The sequence below is a fragment of the Kocuria sp. ChxB genome (genome assembly GCF_044359605.1).
Taxonomy (GTDB): domain Bacteria; phylum Actinomycetota; class Actinomycetes; order Actinomycetales; family Micrococcaceae; genus Kocuria; species Kocuria rhizophila.
Genome location: NZ_CP121123.1, coordinates 2,138,566 through 2,156,081 on the forward strand (window position 1 = coordinate 2,138,566; position 17,516 = coordinate 2,156,081).

At 71.8% G+C, this 17,516-nt stretch carries 18 protein-coding genes; all 18 read left to right on the plus strand.

The genetic code is table 11. The features are described from left to right. The first annotated feature begins 222 nt into the window (after positions 1-222). The 18 genes from dacB to P8S73_RS09545 all read left to right on the plus strand — a co-directional run bounded on the left by dacB (position 223) and on the right by P8S73_RS09545 (position 17,318). On the plus strand, positions 223-1,767 hold the full coding sequence (gene dacB / locus P8S73_RS09460; protein WP_070636667.1) for a D-alanyl-D-alanine carboxypeptidase/D-alanyl-D-alanine-endopeptidase: 1,545 nt from the start codon (positions 223-225) through the stop codon (positions 1,765-1,767). A gap of 132 nt (positions 1,768-1,899) precedes the next feature. Further along, positions 1,900-2,997 (plus strand): zinc-dependent metalloprotease, encoded by a 1,098-nt coding sequence (locus P8S73_RS09465; protein WP_121241986.1) that lies wholly within the window; start codon positions 1,900-1,902, stop codon positions 2,995-2,997. A 55-nt stretch (positions 2,998-3,052) separates the two neighbouring features. Then, positions 3,053-3,514: a hypothetical protein gene (locus P8S73_RS09470; RefSeq protein WP_019310554.1), complete on the plus strand. Its 462-nt coding sequence runs from the start codon at positions 3,053-3,055 to the stop codon at positions 3,512-3,514. A 4-nt stretch (positions 3,515-3,518) separates the two neighbouring features. Beyond that, the gene (gene tilS, locus P8S73_RS09475) at positions 3,519-4,646 is read left to right on the plus strand and encodes a tRNA lysidine(34) synthetase TilS (protein WP_239357781.1); all 1,128 of its coding nucleotides are present in this window, start codon (positions 3,519-3,521) and stop codon (positions 4,644-4,646) included. Continuing rightward, complete coding sequence (gene hpt, locus P8S73_RS09480; protein WP_019310552.1) at positions 4,643-5,194, plus strand: hypoxanthine phosphoribosyltransferase; 552 nt, start codon at positions 4,643-4,645, stop codon at positions 5,192-5,194. The genes tilS and hpt overlap by 4 nt, the downstream gene beginning before the upstream one ends. A 253-nt stretch (positions 5,195-5,447) precedes the next feature. After that, positions 5,448-7,577 (plus strand): ATP-dependent zinc metalloprotease FtsH, encoded by a 2,130-nt coding sequence (gene ftsH / locus P8S73_RS09485; protein ID WP_019310551.1) that lies wholly within the window; start codon positions 5,448-5,450, stop codon positions 7,575-7,577. Further along, the gene (gene folE / locus P8S73_RS09490) at positions 7,578-8,228 is read left to right on the plus strand and encodes a GTP cyclohydrolase I FolE (RefSeq protein WP_019310550.1); all 651 of its coding nucleotides are present in this window, start codon (positions 7,578-7,580) and stop codon (positions 8,226-8,228) included. It begins immediately after the preceding gene. Further along, positions 8,225-9,259 (plus strand): dihydropteroate synthase, encoded by a 1,035-nt coding sequence (folP, locus tag P8S73_RS09495; RefSeq protein WP_019310549.1) that lies wholly within the window; start codon positions 8,225-8,227, stop codon positions 9,257-9,259. The genes folE and folP overlap by 4 nt, the downstream gene beginning before the upstream one ends. Positions 9,260-9,266: 7 nt before the next feature. After that, entirely contained in the window at positions 9,267-9,680 is a 414-nt protein-coding gene (gene folB / locus P8S73_RS09500; RefSeq protein WP_019310548.1) for a dihydroneopterin aldolase, read from the plus strand. Then, a complete protein-coding gene (folK, locus tag P8S73_RS09505) occupies positions 9,680-10,201 on the plus strand; it encodes a 2-amino-4-hydroxy-6-hydroxymethyldihydropteridine diphosphokinase (RefSeq protein ID WP_019310547.1) in 522 nt (173 codons plus the stop codon). The genes folB and folK overlap by 1 nt, the downstream gene beginning before the upstream one ends. After that, positions 10,189-10,743 (plus strand): DUF3180 domain-containing protein, encoded by a 555-nt coding sequence (locus P8S73_RS09510; protein WP_019310546.1) that lies wholly within the window; start codon positions 10,189-10,191, stop codon positions 10,741-10,743. Before folK ends, P8S73_RS09510 begins: the two co-directional genes overlap by 13 nt. Beyond that, the gene (locus P8S73_RS09515; protein ID WP_019310545.1) at positions 10,727-11,242 is read left to right on the plus strand and encodes a PH domain-containing protein; all 516 of its coding nucleotides are present in this window, start codon (positions 10,727-10,729) and stop codon (positions 11,240-11,242) included. The genes P8S73_RS09510 and P8S73_RS09515 overlap by 17 nt, the downstream gene beginning before the upstream one ends. Continuing rightward, positions 11,239-12,975 carry a PH domain-containing protein gene (locus tag P8S73_RS09520; RefSeq protein ID WP_039101043.1) on the plus strand — a complete coding sequence of 579 codons (1,737 nt, stop codon included), beginning with the start codon at positions 11,239-11,241 and terminating at the stop codon, positions 12,973-12,975. The genes P8S73_RS09515 and P8S73_RS09520 overlap by 4 nt, the downstream gene beginning before the upstream one ends. Positions 12,976-13,027: 52 nt before the next feature. Continuing rightward, positions 13,028-14,017 (plus strand): Rossmann-like and DUF2520 domain-containing protein, encoded by a 990-nt coding sequence (locus tag P8S73_RS09525; RefSeq protein WP_019310543.1) that lies wholly within the window; start codon positions 13,028-13,030, stop codon positions 14,015-14,017. Then, positions 14,014-14,862: a pantoate--beta-alanine ligase gene (panC, locus tag P8S73_RS09530; protein WP_053069381.1), complete on the plus strand. Its 849-nt coding sequence runs from the start codon at positions 14,014-14,016 to the stop codon at positions 14,860-14,862. Before P8S73_RS09525 ends, panC begins: the two co-directional genes overlap by 4 nt. Positions 14,863-14,886: 24 nt before the next feature. Further along, on the plus strand, positions 14,887-16,419 hold the full coding sequence (gene lysS, locus P8S73_RS09535; RefSeq protein ID WP_019310541.1) for a lysine--tRNA ligase: 1,533 nt from the start codon (positions 14,887-14,889) through the stop codon (positions 16,417-16,419). A 61-nt stretch (positions 16,420-16,480) separates the two neighbouring features. Beyond that, entirely contained in the window at positions 16,481-16,756 is a 276-nt protein-coding gene (locus P8S73_RS09540) for a hypothetical protein (RefSeq protein ID WP_035885298.1), read from the plus strand. Between the two features lie 220 nt (positions 16,757-16,976). Next, positions 16,977-17,318 carry an Lsr2 family protein gene (locus P8S73_RS09545; RefSeq protein ID WP_019310539.1) on the plus strand — a complete coding sequence of 114 codons (342 nt, stop codon included), beginning with the start codon at positions 16,977-16,979 and terminating at the stop codon, positions 17,316-17,318. The last annotated feature ends 198 nt before the right edge of the window (positions 17,319-17,516 follow it).

The following is a 17,516-nucleotide window of genomic DNA, read 5'->3' on the forward strand; positions in this document are numbered from 1 at the left end:
GCGCGTGGGCAGATGACTCCACGATACCGGCCACGCCCGTCACGGTCCCACCGGCCGCCCGCCGACCGCACGTCGGTTGCCCGGGGTTCCGGGCCGTCACCCCGGTCACCGCGGGCACCCCGGGGCGCGGGTCGTCCCTCTCGTCCAGGGACACGGACCTCGCGAGTCCTGAGAACCGGGCGGCGCGTTGTCCCCGTCGGAGCGGTGCAGAACAATGGGGCCATGCCATCTTCCTCCCGGCGCTCGCGGGCCGCCCGCCTCCCGTGGGTGCTCGTGTGCGTGCTGCTCACACTCGCCGTGGCGGTGGCGGGTGTGCTCGCGGTCCCCGCGATCGCGGGCGAGCTCGCACCCGCGGCCCAGTGGCGGCGGACCCACGCGGAGCTCGGGGCCGGCGCCTCACCGGAGTCGTCCTCCGCCGGATCGGAGGCTCACGACGCCGCCGCGGGAGAAGCGGGGTCCGGAACCTCGAGCGCGTCCGCAGGTGCGGAGGACGCGGGGCCCCGGGCGGCGTCGTCGTCCGAGGAAGCCGCCGCCCCCGCGCCCCTGGACCCCGCAGAGGTGGAGCGCGCTCTGCACGCGGGGCTGGCCGGGGCGCCGGGCACCGCGGCGGCCACCGTGAAAGAGGCTGGGCAGGACACCGCGCTCGCGGGGCGGTCACCCGGAAAGCCCATGGTCCCGGCCTCCAACCAGAAGGTGCTCACGGCCCTGAGCGTGGCCGAGCACGTGGCGCCCCAGGAGCGGCTGGCCACCACCGTGGTCGCGGGCGAGGAACCCGGGGAGCTCACGCTCGTGGCGGGCGGGGACACGCTGCTCGCCCCCGGCGCGGGGGATCCCGGGGCCGTCAACGGCCACGCCGGGCTGGGCACACTCGCCCAGCGCACCGCCGAGACCATGCGCCAGGAGACCCCGGGAGGCGTCTCGGGGCCGGTGTCCGTCACGGTGGACACGAGTCTGTTCGCGGGACCGGACCGCAACCCCGCGTGGGAGGACGAGGACGTGGCCTCCGGGGAGATCACGCGGGTCTCCCCGATCGCCCTGTACTCGCACCGTGTGCCCGCCCGGGACGGCACGGATCCGGGGGCCGCGGGGGAGCGGCCCGAGGATCCCGCGGTGGCGGCCCTCGACGAGTTCGCGCGCCAGCTGCAGGCAGAGCTCGGCGACGCCGCCCGGGTCACCGCGCGCGGTCGGGCCCGTGCGCCCGCGGAGGCCCGGGAGGTCGCCCGCGTGGAGTCGGCACCCGTGCACGAGCAGAGCGCCTACATGCTCGCGCACTCGGACAACTCCCTCGCGGAGACGCTGGCCCGTGTGGCCGCTGGGCGCTCCGGGCGGGAGGCCGGCGTGGCCGGTGTCCAGAACATGCTGCCGGCCACCCTCCGGGAGCACGGGATCGACGCCACCGGCCTGCACGTCCTGGACGCCAGCGGCATGGCACCGGGGAACAGGGTCACCCCCACCACGCTGGCGGGCGCCCTCGACACGCTGCTCACCGAGCCGCGTTTCGCCCCGTACGCCCGGGGTCTCCCCGTGGCCGGGGGCACCGGCACGCTCTCGGAGCGCTTCGACGATCCGCAGGAGGCAGCCGCCCGTGGCGTCTCGCGTGCCAAGACGGGCACGCTGCTGGACGTCGTGGCGCTCACCGGGTACGTGCAGCGGGAGGACGGGCGCGTGCTGGTGTACTCCGTGGTGCTCAACGGCGTCACGGGGAGCACGGACGAGGCCAAGGACCACGTGGACCGCACGGTCGCGGAGCTCGCGCGGACCGGGTGACTCCGGGTCGCACGCAAGGTCGTGCGGGACGGCCGACCCGGGCGTGCCGGCGTGGTGCGCTCCCTCCGTTCGGCGGTCTGCGGCGGGTGACTTCCCACCGAGCACGTCAGCCCGGTGTGGTTGAGTGAGCGCATGAGCCGAGAACTGACCCGCCGCTCGCTGGTCGACTGGGACGCCGCCGCCCAGATCGCCGCCAAGGTGACCCCCGCAGGACCCACCCCCTCCCCGCGGGAGATGTCCAGAGCAGTGGAGTCCCTGCGCTACTTCGCACACGAGTCCGTGCACCACGTGCACACCATCACGGGACTGGACGCCGCCGAGAACCTGCGGAACTCCACGGTGCTCGTGGTGGACCGGGCGGGGTGGTCCAAGGCCAACACGCAGACGTTCTCCGTGCTCCTGCAGCCGGTCTTCGACAGGCTCCGCAGCAAGGACCCGGCCACGTTCGACGCCGCCGGACGCGGGATGGCACCCACGGCCGCCGCCGCGGAGATGGGTGCGCTGGTGGGCTTCCTGTCCTCCAAGGTGCTGGGGCAGTACGACCCGTACGCGGGTCTCGTGTCCGAGCAGGCGGCCCGCTCCCACCCGGGCGGGCGGCTCATGTTCGTGGCTCCCAACGTGCTGTGGACCGAGCAGGAGCTCAACGTCTCCCCGGAGGACTTCCGGCTGTGGGTGTGCCTGCACGAGCAGACGCACCGGGTGCAGTTCGCGGCCGCACCGTGGCTGCGGGACCACATGCTGGGCCAGATCTCCCAGCTGGGCTCGCTGGATGCGACCGCGTGGCAGAGACTGCGTTCCGTGGGCGCCTCGCTCGCGGGCCGCTCCAAGGACCCCCGCCCGGACGCGGGACTCGGTCCCATGACCCACCTCCTCACGGACGCCGAGCGCGCCACCCTGTCCCACGTGACCGCGGTGATGTCCCTGCTGGAGGGGCACGCGAACGCGGTCATGGACGCGGTGGACGCGAGCATCGTGCCGTCGGTGAAGACCATCCGGCGCCGGTTCGACTCCCGCTCCTCCACGCACGGCGCCCTGGACCGCCTAGTGCGCTCCCTGCTGGGCATGGACGCCAAGATGCGCCAGTACAGCAACGGCCAGAAGTTCGTGGAGCACATCGTGCAGCGGGTGGGGATGGAGCAGTTCAACACGGTGTGGAGTTCCCCACAGACGCTGCCCACCGAGGCCGAGATCCACGACCCACAGGCCTGGATGCGGCGGGTTCTCGCCTGAGACCCGGTTCCACACCCGGGGGCGACGCCCAGGTCCGGTGTGTCAAGATGAGCCCGTGAGCTCTGAAAACATCAATCAGCAGATTCGGCTGTACGGTCAGCCGCTGTCAGAGCGTTTTGGCGCCGTGGTGGGGGCCTACGGCATTACGCAGCGCAGACTGGCACAGGTCCTGGGCCTGTCCGCGCCCATGCTCTCCCAACTCATCAGCGGCAGACGCATCAAGATCGGAAATCCGGCCGTCTACGAACGGCTGGTCATGCTCGAGGACAGCACGGGGGCCTCGGACCTCGAGGCGGTCCTCACCAGGGTGGAGGCATCGCAGCCGGTGCTCTCCACGTCCCAGATCCGCACGGGGATCACCAAGGACACGGATGCCGTGTCCGCGCTGGCCGGCGTGGTGCCGGCGGGGGAGCTGGAACGCGCCCTGGTGATGCTCGGGGACAGCACCCCGGTGCTCTCCAAGGTGCTGGCCATGGCCGAGGAGTGCGCTCGGCGCACCGGCACCACCCAGGACTGAGCGCGTGCAGCAGGGACGCACCGGGCGCTTGAATCCCGCCGTGGCACGGGCGCGGCGCGCGGTGCAGCGCACCGTGGACGCGGCGCTCGGGCCGGACCTGGGGAACGGCACCGCCCCGCCCCTGGTGCTCGTGGGCTGCAGCGGAGGCGCGGACTCTCTCGCCCTTGCGGCGGCCACCGCCCACCTGCTGCGCCGGGGAAGGCTGCGGGTGGGGGCCATGGTGGTGGACCACCAGCTGCAGGAGGGCTCGGCGGAGGTGGCCTCACGCACGGCGGCCACCCTGCGGGGCATGGGACTGGATCCGGTTTACGTGGAACGGGTGCACGTGGCCCGCACCGGCACCGGCACCGGTCCGGAGATGGCCGCACGCCTCGCCCGGTACGAGGCGTTCCGCGCCGTCGCCGAGCGCACGGGCGCGGCCGCGGTGCTGCTGGGCCACACCCGCGACGACCAGTCGGAGACCGTGCTGCTGGGTCTCACCAGAGGATCGGGCACGCGCTCGCTCTCGGGCATGCCCGAGAGCCTCGTCAAGGACGGTGTGCGCTACCTGCGTCCGCTGCTCAACATCACCCGCGCGGAGACTGAGACGGTGTGCGCGGCGGAGGGTCTGCAGCCCTGGCACGACCCCAGCAACGCGGACACGGCCCTCACCCGGTCCCGGATCCGCCACGAGGTCCTGCCGTTCCTGGAGTCCCAGCTGGGTCCCGGCGTCGCGCGCGCCCTGGCCCGCACCGCGTCTGTCCTGGGGGCGGACGCCGACTACCTCGAGGAACAGGCCGCCGCCGCGTACGACGACGCCCGGGTGCAGGTGGAGGGCACAGCGGCGTCGTCCGTGCTGCTCGACGGCGCGGGGCTCCAGCAGATGCCGGCCGCGCTGCGGCGTCGTGTGCTGGCCCGGGCGTGCGTGGACGCGGGCGGGGAGACACCCACGTTCGAGCGGCTGGGCGCACTGGAGGACTTCGCCCTGGGCTACGGCGCCGCCGGGCCCGTGCAGATGGCGGGTAAAGTGGCCGCGTGGCGGCACCGCTCGGACGCGGACCACGCGCGGGGGTGCCTGGAGCTGCGCGGGGAGCCCACCCCGGCGGCTCAGCAGACATCGTCCACCCAGAACAACCCCGGGAGCGCCCAGTGAAGGCCGAACACGTCAAGGACGACCTCAGCGGCGTCCTGTTCACCAAGGAACAGATCGCCGAGAAGGTCCGCGACCTCGCCCAGCAGATCGACCGCGACTACGAGGGACGCGACGTCCTGCTGGTGGGTGTGCTCAAGGGTGCGGTGCCGATCATGGCTGACCTCATGCGCGAGCTCGACGGCCAGTACCCCATGGACTGGATGGCGGTGTCCTCCTACGGCTCCGGGACCAAGTCCTCCGGCGTGGTGCGCATCCTTAAGGACCTGGACACGGACCTGCACGGCAAGGACGTGCTGATCGTGGAGGACGTCATCGACTCCGGGCTCACGCTGTCCTGGCTGCGCACCAACCTGGAGTCCCGCGGCACCAGGTCCGTGGAGATCTGCACGCTGCTGCGCAAGCCGGACGCCATGAAGACCAGCGTGGACGTCCGCTACGTGGGCTGGGACATCCCCAACGAGTTCGTGGTGGGCTACGGCCTGGACTTCGCGGAGAAGTACCGGAACCTGGACTGCATCGCCACGCTCTCGCCGCACGTCTACGAGTGAGTGGGCGGCGCACACACCCGGTCCAGGGTGCGCTCGCACGACTCCTAGAGAACACCGGGACGGCGCGTGTACCGTGATCCGATCGTGTGCGCTGTGAAAGAACGAACGGCACCCGAGGCGCTGCGGCGCCACTCGAAACGATAGATTGTGCGATACGCGCCACGGCCGCCGTGTCCGCCCCGGGCCCCGGGGACGGCACTCAGAAACGGTGAACCGCGGCAGAGCGTGACACGTCCACGGGAGGATCAACGGCTTGGCCACGGCAAAAAAACCCACCAGTTTCTTTAGAGGTCCCCTCTTCTGGATCCTCCTGGCCATTGTGGTCCTGGTGCCCGTGGGCGCCAGCTTCTTCAGCCCCACCACTGCGCGTGTGGACACCAACGTGGGCCTCGAGCTGCTGGACGAGGGCAAGGTCAACGAGGCCAAGATCTACGACGGCGAGCAGAAGGTGGAGCTCTCCCTCAAGGAGGACTACCACCAGGGTGACCAGAACCTGGGCAAGGAGGTGGAGTTCTACTACGTGAAGCCCCGAGCCGAAGAGGTCGTCAAGACCATGGACGAGGCCAACCTGGAGGGCTTCACCGACCAGCCGGTGGAGAACAACTGGTTCCTGTCCCTGGTGCGCTTCCTGCTCCCGTTCCTGATCATCATGGGCCTGTTCTGGTTCATCTTCTCCCGCATGCAGACCGGCGGGCAGGCCATGAAGTTCGGCCGCTCCAAGGCCAAGATGTTCAACAAGGAGAACTCCGAGGTCACGTTCGCGGACGTGGCCGGCGCGGACGAGGCCGTGCAGGAGCTCGACGAGATCAAGCAGTTCCTGGTGGAGCACGACCGCTTCACCGCGGTGGGCGCCAAGGTGCCCAAGGGTGTGCTGCTCTACGGTCCTCCCGGCACGGGCAAGACCCTGCTGGCCAAGGCCGTGGCGGGTGAGGCCGGCGTGCCGTTCTACTCCATCTCCGGCTCGGACTTCGTGGAGATGTTCGTGGGCGTGGGTGCCTCCCGCGTGCGGGACCTCTTCCAGCAGGCCAAGGAGAACGCCCCCGCGATCATCTTCGTGGACGAGATCGACGCCGTGGGCCGCCAGCGCGGCGCCGGCATGGGCGGCGGCAACGACGAGCGCGAGCAGACGCTGAACCAGCTCCTGGTGGAGATGGACGGCTTCGACGCGAACACCAACGTGATCCTGATCGCCGCGACCAACCGCCCGGACGTCCTGGACCCCGCGCTGCTGCGCCCGGGCCGGTTCGACCGTCAGATCGGCGTGGACGCGCCGGACATGAAGGGCCGCGAGCAGATCCTGCGCGTGCACGCCAAGACCAAGCCGCTGGCCGAGAACGTGGACCTGGCCTCGGTGGCCAAGCGGACCCCGGGCTTCACGGGTGCGGAGCTCGCCAACGTGATGAACGAGGCCGCGCTGCTGACCGCCCGCTCCCACGCCCAGCTGATCGACGACCGCGCCGTGGACGAGGCCATCGACCGCGTGATCGCGGGGCCGCAGAAGCGCTCGCGCGTGATGAAGGAGCTCGAGCGCAAGGTCACGGCCTACCACGAGGGCGGCCACGCCCTGGTGGCGGCGGCCCTGCGCAACACGGACCCGGTCACCAAGATCACCATCCTGCCGCGTGGCCGGGCCCTGGGCTACACCATGGTCATGCCCTCGGACGACAAGTACTCGACCACCCGCAACGAGCTGCTGGACCAGATGGCCTACGCCATGGGTGGGCGCGCCGCGGAGGAGATCGTGTTCCACGACCCCTCCACCGGGGCCTCCAACGACATCCAGAAGGCCACGGACACCGCGCGCAAGATGGTCACCCAGTACGGCATGAGCTCCAAGATCGGCTCCGTGAAGATCGGCGGGGACAACTCGGACCCGTTCGTGGGCCGTGAGATGGGCTCCGGCTCCAAGGAGTACTCGGATCGCACCCTGGCCGTGGTGGACGACGAGGTGCGGCTGCTGCTCGAGCAGGCGCACGACGAGGCCCACCAGATCCTGCTGCAGAACCGGCCCGTGCTGGACCGCCTGGCGCTGGAGCTGCTGGAGAAGGAGACCCTCAACGAGGCCCAGATCCGCGAGATCTTCCGGGACGTGACCCTGCGGGACGTGCGTCCCGTGTGGCAGTCCGGTGAGGAGCGCGAGATCTCCCACGTGCCCCCGGTGGTCACCGCCGCCGAGCACGAGGAGGCCCGCCGCAAGAACCTGCAGGACCCCAGCACCATGGCGCCCCAGGACCAGGCGGTTGCCGCCAAGCCGGAGCACCCGCTGGAGGTCCCGGAGCACCAGGACCCGCAGCCCGGGGGCCAGTCCTCCTCCGGTTCCGGGAGCACGCCGGGCGGGGAGCCCGGCCAGGAACCGGGTGGTGTCCGGCGGGAGAACCGCTGAATGACGCACCAGCACGAACCCGGTGAGCCCGTCTCCGGCTCGTACCTGGAGCACGTGGCGGGTGCGGAGACGGCCGCCGCCGTGGATCAGCCCCGCATCGCGGCGGCCGTCCGGGAGATCCTCCTGGCCGTGGGGGAGGACCCGGACCGCAGCGGTCTGCGGGACACCCCCGAACGGGTGGCTCGCGCCTACGCCGAGGTCTTCGCGGGGCTCCACGAGGACCCGGCCGAGCTGCTGGCCACGTCCTTCGACATCGGCCACTCGGAGATGGTCCTGGTGCGCGACGTGCCGTTCTACTCCACGTGCGAGCACCACCTGGTGCCGTTCCACGGGGTCGCGCACGTGGGCTACATCCCCGGTCCCGAGGGCAAGGTCACGGGGCTGTCCAAGCTCGCGCGCCTCGTGGACCTCTTCGCCAAGCGGCCGCAGGTCCAGGAACGGCTGACCACCCAGGTGGTCGAGGCGCTCGTGGAGCACCTGCACCCCGCCGGCGCGATCGTGGTGGTGGAGTGCGAGCACCTGTGCATGTCCATGCGGGGCGTCCGCAAGCCGGGAGCCAAGACCGTGACGTCCGCCGTGCGGGGCCAGCTGCGCGATCCCGCCACGCGGGCCGAGGCCATGAACCTGATCGCCGCGGGGCACTCGCGGTGACGGGCGATCGCGACGCCGCCACCGGCCTCCCGGCCGCCGCGACCGGCGCCCGGGGCGTCGCGACAGGCGCTTCTCACGTCGCAACCGGCGTCCACGACGCCGCCCGCCACGGTTCTCGTCCGGACGCACCGGCCCGAGCGGGCGGGGGCGCGCCCCTCGGGTGGGGCTCCTTCGACGCGCTGCCCACCGGGCGCACCCTGGTGATGGGCGTGCTGAACGTGACGCCCGACTCCTTCAGCGACGGTGGTCGGCACGACTCCGAGGCCGCCGCCGTCGAGCACGGCCTGCGTCTCGCCGAGCAGGGCGCGGACATCGTGGACGTGGGCGGGGAGTCCACCCGGCCCCACGCGCAGGGAGTGGACCCCGCGGAGGAGCGCCGTCGGGTGCTGCCCGTCATCCGCGAGCTGAGCCGGCACGGCGTGGTGGTGAGCGTGGACACGTTCCACCCGGACACCGCGCGCGCCGCGATCGAGGCCGGCGCCCACATCGTCAACGACGTCTCGGGAACCGCCGCGAGCGACGAGATGATCGAGCTGGTCGGGCAGAGCGGCGTGCCGTACGTGCTGATGCACTCTCGTGGCACCCCGCAGACCATGACCGGTCTGGCCACCTACACCGACACGGTGGGCGAGGTGCTCTCGGAGCTCACGGCCGTGCGCGACCGTCTGCTCGCGGCCGGGGTCCGTCCCGAGCGGCTCGTCGTGGATCCCGGGCTGGGCTTCGCCAAGGCGGGTGGCCAGGACTGGGAGCTGCTCCGAGCGCTGCCGCGGCTGCGGGAGCTCGGCCACAAGGTCCTCGTGGCAGCCTCCCGCAAGCGGTTCCTGGGGGCGCTGCTCGCGGAGGGCGGCACCCCGCGCCCGGTCACGCAGCGCGACGGCGCCACGGCCGCCGTGAGCGCACTGTCCGCGTTCGGCGGGGCCTGGGCCGTGCGCGTGCACGACGTGCCCGCTTCGGTGGACGCGGTCGCCGCCGCCCACGCGTGGCGGGGGATCGAGCCACCCGTCCTGCGCCCCCGTGACACCGAGAGCTGAGGCCACCATGACCACCACGACCCCCGATCCGAGCAGCCACGACCGCATCGTCCTCACCGGACTGGGCGCGGTGGGCTACCACGGCGTCTTCGAGAAGGAACGCCGCAGCGGTCAGCCCTTCTTCGTGGACCTGGTCCTGCACATGGACCTGCGCCCCGCCGGGAGCACCGACGACCTCACGCGCACCGTGCACTACGGCGAAGTGGCCGAGATGGTCCGGGAGATCATCATCGGCACGCGGTTCCAGCTCATCGAGGCCCTCGCGGAGGAGATCGCGCGCAGCCTGCTGGAGACCTTCCCCGCCGTGGCGGTGCTGGAGGTCACGGTGCACAAGCCCAAGGCGCCGATCGACGTCACCTTCTCGGACGTGGCCGTGAGCATCGTCCGACGCCGCCCCGTCCGTTCTGAGGACGGCAGCTGATGCCGCTGCGGTGCGTCGTGGCGCTCGGGGCCAACCTCGGGGACCGGATCACGGCGCTGAGAGAGGCCGTCCGGGAGCTGGCCGCGACCCCGGGCATTGCTCTGCTGGCAACCTCTCCCGTGGTGCGCACCCGTTCGGTGGGCGGGCCCGAGGGCTCACCCGACTACCTCAACGCGGTGGTGGAGCTGTCCTCGGACCTCACCCCGTTCGAGCTGCTGGAGGTGTGCCAGGGGATCGAGCACCGCCACGGTCGCACGCGCGAGGTGCGCTGGGGCCCGCGCACCCTGGACCTGGACGTGATCTGCGTGGCGGGAGTTCGCAGCACCGACCCCCGGCTCGAGCTGCCGCACCCGCGCGCGGCCCAGCGCGCCTTCGTCCTGCGCCCGTGGGCCCTGATGGACCCCGCTGCGGAGCTGGACGGCGTGCCCGTGGCGCGTCTCGCGGACGCCGCCCCGGACCGCGAGGACCTCGTGGTCACCGAGCACACCCTGCGACCGGAGGAGCCGCCGTGCGCTACCTGAACCCGCTGTCCCTCGCGGCCGCGGCACTCGTGGCCGCCGCCATCGGCTGGAGCATGACCCAGGTGGTGGCCGGTGGCCGCCAGAGCCTGCTGGTGCTGCCCTGGATCAGCGTGCTCGCCGAGGTGGGGGCGGGAGTCGTGCTGGCCTACCTGGGACTGCGGCTGCGTGCCTACCGCGACCCCGGGAAGGGCGCCGGGCGGCGTCGTGACCCCGCGAAGCGCAAGCCCTACGATCCCGTGTGGGCCGTGGGCACGGCGGCGGCGGCGCAGGCGGTGGCCTACTACGGTGCACTGTGCGCGGGATGGCACGCGGGGGTCGGGCTGGACCAGCTCACGCTGCTGGGCGTGCGCTCAACGCAGCAGTCCCTGTGGCAGTGCGTTGCCCAGGTGGTGGTGGGAGTGGGCCTCACCGTGCTCGGGTGGATCGTGGAGAAATCCTGCAGGCTTCCTCCCGATGACCCGGACGCGGAGGAGGAGACCCCTTACGGTGGACGGCAGGAACCGTACGCCACTGGAGAGGGAGGCTATGCCCGCCACCGATGAGCTCAGCCCGCCGGATCTGTCCTGGCGGCGGGTCTCACCCAAGTACGTCACGGTGCGCGTGATCGGCGCGGTGACGGCCACGGTGGTGTGGGTGGTCCTCATGGCGGTGCCCCTCGTGCTCGCGCTGCTGGGGCTCTGGGACCGCGGGACCGCGCAGTGGCTGTGGCTGCTGCCCGCGGTGGCTCTCGTGTGGGGTGGCATCAACCTCGCCCTGGTGCCCCGCAGGGTGCGGGCGATCGGCTATGCGGAGGCACCCACCGAGCTGTGGCTGCGCCGGGGCCTGTTCTTCCGCACCGTCACGGTGGTGCCCTACGGGCGCATGCAGTACGTGGACATCAAGACCGGGCCCCTGCTCAGCGCGTTCAACCTCGCGTCCGTCACCCTGCACACGGCCGCCGCGAGCACCGACGCCGTGCTGCCCGGGCTGCCCCGCGAGGAGGCGGACCGGTTGCGCGAGCAGCTCACGGAGCGCGGGGAAGAGCACATGGTGGGCCTGTGACGGGCCGGGACTCCGCCGCAGGAGCACCCGCGGAACGGCCCGTCGGCCACGCCCCGGAGATCACCGTGCGCGGTGACGCCGAGGGCGTGTGGCACCGGGTGCACCCGCTGACCCCGTTCGTGCGCAGCTGGCTGCTGCTCGTGGCCCTGGTGTGGGGCATCGGCAACGCGTTCGTGGACGACCTCGTGTCCTCGCTGGTCAAGCACGAGCCCCTTGAGGTCAACGTGAGCGGGGCGGTCGAGGTCGTCGGCCTGGGCCTGGCGCTCGCCGTGCTGTGCGGCGCCCTGGGTGTGCTGATCGCCCTGGGTCTGCTCTCCTGGTGGTTCATCCGCTACCAGATCACGGAGGACCACGTGCGCTTCCGCAGCGGGTGGCTGTTCCGCACCCAGCGCCAGGCGCGCCTGGACCGGGTGCAGGGCATCGACATCGAACGCCGGTTCCTGCCACGCATCCTGGGCCTCGCGTCCCTCAAGTTCGACGTGGCCGACGGCGGGTCGAGCGTTCTGGAGCTGTCCTACCTCGGGCGGGAGCACGCGCAGCAGCTGCGCCGCCAGCTCCTCGTGGCCGCCCAGCGCGCGGCCACCGACCACCTCGGGCCCGCGTCCTCGGAGGCGGACCGGGCGGCCGCCGGCTCCGATCCGGGGGCGGGTGCCACGGTGGGAACGGACCGGGGGTCCGGGCGGGTGGCCCCGTGGGCGCTGGCCCCCGCGGACGGCCCGGGCGGCGTCGCCCACTCCGGTGCGGGGACGCAGGGGGCGGCCGTACGACGCCGCACCGGCATGGACCTGCGCATGGCCGAGAAGTACGGCCTGCTGAACCAGCAGGACGAGCTGCGGCGCGTGTTCATCGTGCCCACGGGGCGCGTGCTGCTCGGGCTGGTCTGCTCGCCGCCCGCCGTGGCGCTGGTGCTGATCGCGCTCATCACCGCGGGTCTGGCGCTGTGGTTCCCGGAGGCCCTGATCATCGTGCTGCCCTCGGCGATCGCGCCGCTGCTGGGTGTGCTGTCCGGGCTGTACACGCGGCTGGAGCGCAGCTGGGGATTCACGCTGAGCGAGGTCCCCTCCGGGGTGCGCACGCGCGCGGGGCTGTTCAACGAGCGCTCCTCCACGATCCCCACCGGCCGGGTGCAGGCCCTGCAGGTCACCCGGCCCCTGCTGTGGCGCTTCTTCGGCGGTCACAGGGTGGTGGTCACCACCGCGGGCAAGGGCGGCGCAGGGGAGACGGAGGACCTCGGCTCCGTGGTGCTGCCCGTGGGCACGTGGGACAACGTCCAGGAGATCCTGCGTCTGGTGCTGCCTCTGGAGCACGCCCCGCGTGACCTCGTGCGGGAGGGACTCTCGGGGGTCGGGGGCTCGTCACGGTTCACGGCGAACCCCCGCCGCAGCCGGTGGCTGGACCCGGTCACGTGGCGGCGCAACGGCTTCGCCCTGGACGACTCCTCCCTGGTGCTGCGCTGGGGCCGGATCACTCGCCACGCCTGCGTGGTGCCGCACCACAAGACACAGTCCGTGGCCGTTCGCCAGGGCCCGGTGGAGCGACGGATGGGTCTGAGCGGTGTGGCGGTGCACGTGACCCCGGGCGCCGTGACCACCGCGCTCGACCACCTGGACGTCCGCACGGCCCGGGAGCTGCAGTGGCGTCACGCGCAGCTGTCCCGCGCCGCCAGGGAGCGGGACGCCGCCGGCGGGTCCTGGGCCGCGCTCCCGCCCGAGGGATCCGCGTCCGAGGTGTGAGCGCCGTGCGCTACCCTGTGCGTGCCGTCGTCCCCCTGTGAGGAGTTCCCGCGTGTCCCAACCCAGTCACCGTCCCGGCCGTCTCGGCGTGGGCGTCATCAGCGCGGGCAGGGTCGGTGCCGTGCTCGGTGCGGCGTTGCGGGGCGCGGGCCACGCCGTGGTGGGTGTGCACGCGTCGTCGGAGGCCAGCCGCGAACGCGCCGCGACCCTGCTCCCGGACGTTCCCGTGCTGGACGTGCAGAGCATCGTGGAGCGCAGCGAGCTGGTCCTGCTCGCCGTGCCGGACGACCAGCTTCCCGGTCTGGTGAGCGGGCTCGCGGCCACCGGTGCGTGGCAGCCGGGCCAGCTCGTGGTCCACACGGCGGGCCGCCACGGCACGGGCGTCCTGGAACCCGTCCGGGCGGCCGGTGGCATCGGGCTCGCCGTGCATCCCGCCATGACCTTCACGGGGCTCAGCCTCGACCTGCAGCGCCTCGCGGACTGCAGCTTCGGGGTCACCGCCGCGGCACCCGTGCTGCCCATCGCCCAGGCCCTCGTGGTGGAGATGGGAGCCGAGCCGGTGGTGGTCGCGGAGGCGGACCGCCCGCTCTACCACGCGGCGCTCGCCCACGGCTCGAACCACGTGATGACGGTTCTGGGAGAGTCCATGCAGCTGCTCGGGGAGATCGGGGTGGAGCACCCGGACCGCGTGCTGGGCCCGCTCGTGCGCGCCACGGTGGACAACGCCCTGGCCTCCGGGGAGAACGCCCTCACGGGTCCCGTGGCCCGCGGTGACGTCACCACGGTGGCCGCGCACGTGGCCGCGCTGCGGGAACTGGCGGGCGGCGGTGCCAGGGCCGGGCACGACGCCGCGGGCCCCGTTGGCAGCGCCGACCACGACGCCGCGGGCCCCACCGGGAACGCCGACCACGACGCCGCCCGGCAGCTGCTGGCCGGCTACCGCGCCCTGGCGAGGCAGACGGCCCGGCGGGCGGCGGCGTCGGGCAGACTGGACGAGACGAGCTACCGAGCCGTCATGGCGGCGATCGAGGAGGAGCAGTGAGCAGCACCGGACCCCTGGTGTGCACGTCCATTGCGCAGGTGCGCGAACAGATCGAGTCCCGCGTGGCGCGGGGCGCCCGCAGCGTGGGGCTGCTGCCCACCATGGGGGCGCTGCACCACGGGCACGTGCAGCTGGCGCGGCGGGCGCGGGACGAGAACGACCTCGCGGTCGTGTCCGTGTTCGTCAACCCGTTGCAGTTCGGACCGGGGGAGGACTTCGAGAGCTACCCCCGGCAGCTGGAACAGGACCTCGCCCTGCTCGCGGAGGTGGGCGTGGACCTCGTGTTCGCCCCGGACGTGCAGGAGATGTACCCGGACGGTGTCCCCGTGGTCTCGGTGACGTCCGGCGCCGCGGGAGGAGTCCTCGAGGGGGCCACTCGCCCCGGACACTTCGACGGCGCCCTGACCGTGGTGAACAAGCTGTTCACCATCATGGCGCCCGGGCCCGGAACCCCTTTCCGGGCGTACTTCGGTGAGAAGGACGCCCAGCAGCTGCTGCTCATGCAGCGCATGGCCCGTGATTTCGATCACCGCGTGGAGATCCGCCCGGTGCCCATCGTCCGCTCGGAACGGGGCCTCGCCCTGTCCTCGCGCAACCAGTACCTCTCCGAGGAGCAGGCGGAGCACGCTCTCGTGCTGCACAGCACCCTGCGCGCCCTCGCGGCCGGGGAACTCACCCTGGAGCAGGCCCGTCAGCGTGTGGACGCGGAACCGGAGGTCTCCCTGGACTACCTCGAGACCGTGGACCCGCGCACTCTCGAGTTCGTCGCGCCGGAGCCCGGGGTGCTGGCCCTCGTGGCCGCGTGGGTCGGTCCCACCCGGCTCATCGACAACATGCGGATCTGAGCGCTACCGGTATCCTGGTCCACTGTGACCGAGCAGCCTGAAACCACCGTTCCCGCCCAGCCCGCCAGCACCGATCCGGAGCTGAGCGCGCACGAGCTCAACGACCAGATGGCCGTGCGCGCCGCCAAGCGGCAGGCGGCCGCGGACGCCGGAATGGCGCCGTACCCGGTGGGCGTGGGGCGCACGGACACCCTCGCGCACGTGCGCGAGCAGTTCGCCCACCTCGAGGCGGGGGAGGAGACCGAGCACCGCGTGACCGTGGCCGGGCGTGTGGTGCACGTGCGCAACACCGGCAAGCTGTGCTTCGGGACCCTGCAGGAGGGGGACGGCACCCGGCTGCAGGTCATGCTGTCCAAGGCGAACGTGGGGGAGGACTCCCTCGCGCAGTGGAAGGCCCTCGTGGACCTCGGGGACTTCGTGGCGGTCACCGGCAACGTCATCAGCTCCCGGCGCGGTGAGCTGTCCGTGATGGCGGGCTCCTGGACCATGGCGTCCAAGGCGCTGCGCCCCCTGCCCACCATGCACAAGGAGCTCAACGAGGAGACCCGGGTGCGCCAGCGCTACCTGGACCTCATCGTGCGCCAGGAGGCCCGCGACGTCGTCCTGACCCGCTCCCTGATCACCCGCACCGTGCGCCGCGTGATGGAGGAGCAGGGATACGTGGAGATCGAGACGCCCATGCTGCAGCTCGTCCACGGCGGAGCGGCCGCGCGTCCCTTCGAGACCCACCTCAACGCCTTCGACCAGGACATGACCCTGCGCATCGCCACCGAGCTCTTCCTCAAGCGCGCGGTCGTGGGCGGCATCGACCGGGTGTTCGAGATCGGCCGCGTGTTCCGCAACGAGGGTGTGGACTCCTCCCACAGCCCGGAGTTCACCACCCTGGAGGCGTACGAGGCCTACGCGGACCAGTTCGTCATGGCGGACCGGATCCGCGAGATCATCCAGGAGTGCGCCCGGCAGCTGGGCGTCGAGGGCATCGACACACCGCAGGGGCGCATCGAACTGTTCGGTGAATGGCAGTGGGTCTCCGTGTACCCGGGCCTGTCCGAGGCCGTGGGGCAGGAGATCACCCCGGAGACTCCCGCGGAGCAGCTGCGGGCCCTGGCCGCGGAGCGGGAGATCCCGGTCAACCCCGCGTGGGACGAGCAGAAGCTCGTGATGGAGCTCTTCGAGGAGATCGTGGAGCCCACCCTCATCCAGCCCACGTTCGTCTACGACTACCCGCCGGCGGCCCAGCCGCTGGCCCGCCCGCACCGCGAGAAGCCCGGGCTGATCGAGGCCTGGGACCTCATCATCGGCGGCATGGAGCGCGGAACGGCGTTCTCCGAGCTCATCGACCCCGTGGTGCAGCGGGAGCGGCTCACGGAGCAGTCGCTGCTCTCCGCGGCCGGGGACGACGAGGCCATGCAGCTGGACGAGGACTTCCTGCGGGCCCTGGAGCACGGTGCGCCCCCCATGGGTGGTCTGGGCCTCGGTCTCGACCGCCTGATCATGCTCTTCACGAACCTCGGAATCCGGGAGACCATTCTGTTCCCGTTGATGAAGCCGGAGTGAGCCGGACCCGCGGAATCCTCCGCACAGCATTCGCACAGTCCCGGAGAGGATGATCTGCATCATGGAATACGTGGCGGTCTTTTTGCCCTCGCTGGGCGTGGGTCTGGTGTTCTACCTGATCATGAGGTGGTTGCTTCGGGGGGACCGCGCCGAGCGGTCTGCGCAGGGCGAGGCGCAGGCGGATGCCGAGCGCTGGTACCAGGCCGTCCGGGAGCGCGAGGGTGACAGGACGCCCTTCGGCCACCAGGAGGAGAATCCCCGTCAGCAGAGGGGTCTGGGGCTGCGGCACAGCATTCCCATTCGTGATTCGGCGGAAGACCGGAATCCTGCGGAATAGCCCGTGATGACAATTCAGGAATTGCGTGCCATGATGGGCCACGTGATTCGGAGATGAATTCTGTTCCAGGATCCGCGATAACCGTCTGATCCAGGGTGTCGCGCTGGGGCATTGATCGGGCACATCGCGCGAATGCCCGGGGAATCTCCGCACGGACCACATATCTTTGCACACGAACAAAAGACCTATGCAGCCCGCGGGGCGTTTGGAGGAGCTGACCATGGCTCAGACCGTGAAAATCATCCTGGAAGACGACATCGACGGCGGAGAGGCCCACGAGACCGTGCGTTTCGGCCTCGACGGCGGCCAGTACGAGATCGACCTGAGCTCGGAGAACGCCACCAAGCTGCGCGACGCACTGCGTCCCTTCATCTCCGCGGGTCGCCGCGCCACCGCCAAGACCGGCCGCAGTGCGACCACCACCACGCGGCCCAGCCGCTCGGGCAACCCCGAGACCCCGAAGATCCGGGCGTGGGCCAAGGAGCAGGGCCTGCAGGTCTCGGACCGCGGGCGCATCCACCAGGACATCCAGGACAAGTACTACGCGGCCCACAGCAGCTGAGCCGCACGCCGGGCGCACCGGCGGGAAGAGCTCTCCCACCGGGCCCCGCGCCCGGGTCCCCGGCGAACGACTCGGGGCCCTTTCCACGACGGCCGGGGCACACCAGATCTGGTGTGCCCCGGCCGTCGACGTTCGTGCCGGGATCGGGCTGCGGAACCCCCGGGGCCGGGGGTGGAAGGGCGATTTCGCCCCCGGCCG

Bases quoted from the DNA above. Each gene is read 5' to 3' on its own strand.
- dacB (WP_070636667.1), top strand. From the start codon at position 223: ATGCCATCTTCCTCCCGGCGCTCGCGGGCCGCCCGCCTCCCGTGGGTG.
- P8S73_RS09465 (WP_121241986.1), top strand. From the start codon at position 1,900: ATGAGCCGAGAACTGACCCGCCGCTCGCTGGTCGACTGGGACGCCGCC.
- folE (WP_019310550.1), top strand. From the start codon at position 7,578: ATGACGCACCAGCACGAACCCGGTGAGCCCGTCTCCGGCTCGTACCTG.
- folB (WP_019310548.1), top strand. From the start codon at position 9,267: ATGACCACCACGACCCCCGATCCGAGCAGCCACGACCGCATCGTCCTC.
- folK (WP_019310547.1), top strand. From the start codon at position 9,680: ATGCCGCTGCGGTGCGTCGTGGCGCTCGGGGCCAACCTCGGGGACCGG.
- P8S73_RS09515 (WP_019310545.1), top strand. From the start codon at position 10,727: ATGCCCGCCACCGATGAGCTCAGCCCGCCGGATCTGTCCTGGCGGCGG.
- P8S73_RS09540 (WP_035885298.1), top strand. From the start codon at position 16,481: ATGGAATACGTGGCGGTCTTTTTGCCCTCGCTGGGCGTGGGTCTGGTG.
- P8S73_RS09545 (WP_019310539.1), top strand. From the start codon at position 16,977: ATGGCTCAGACCGTGAAAATCATCCTGGAAGACGACATCGACGGCGGA.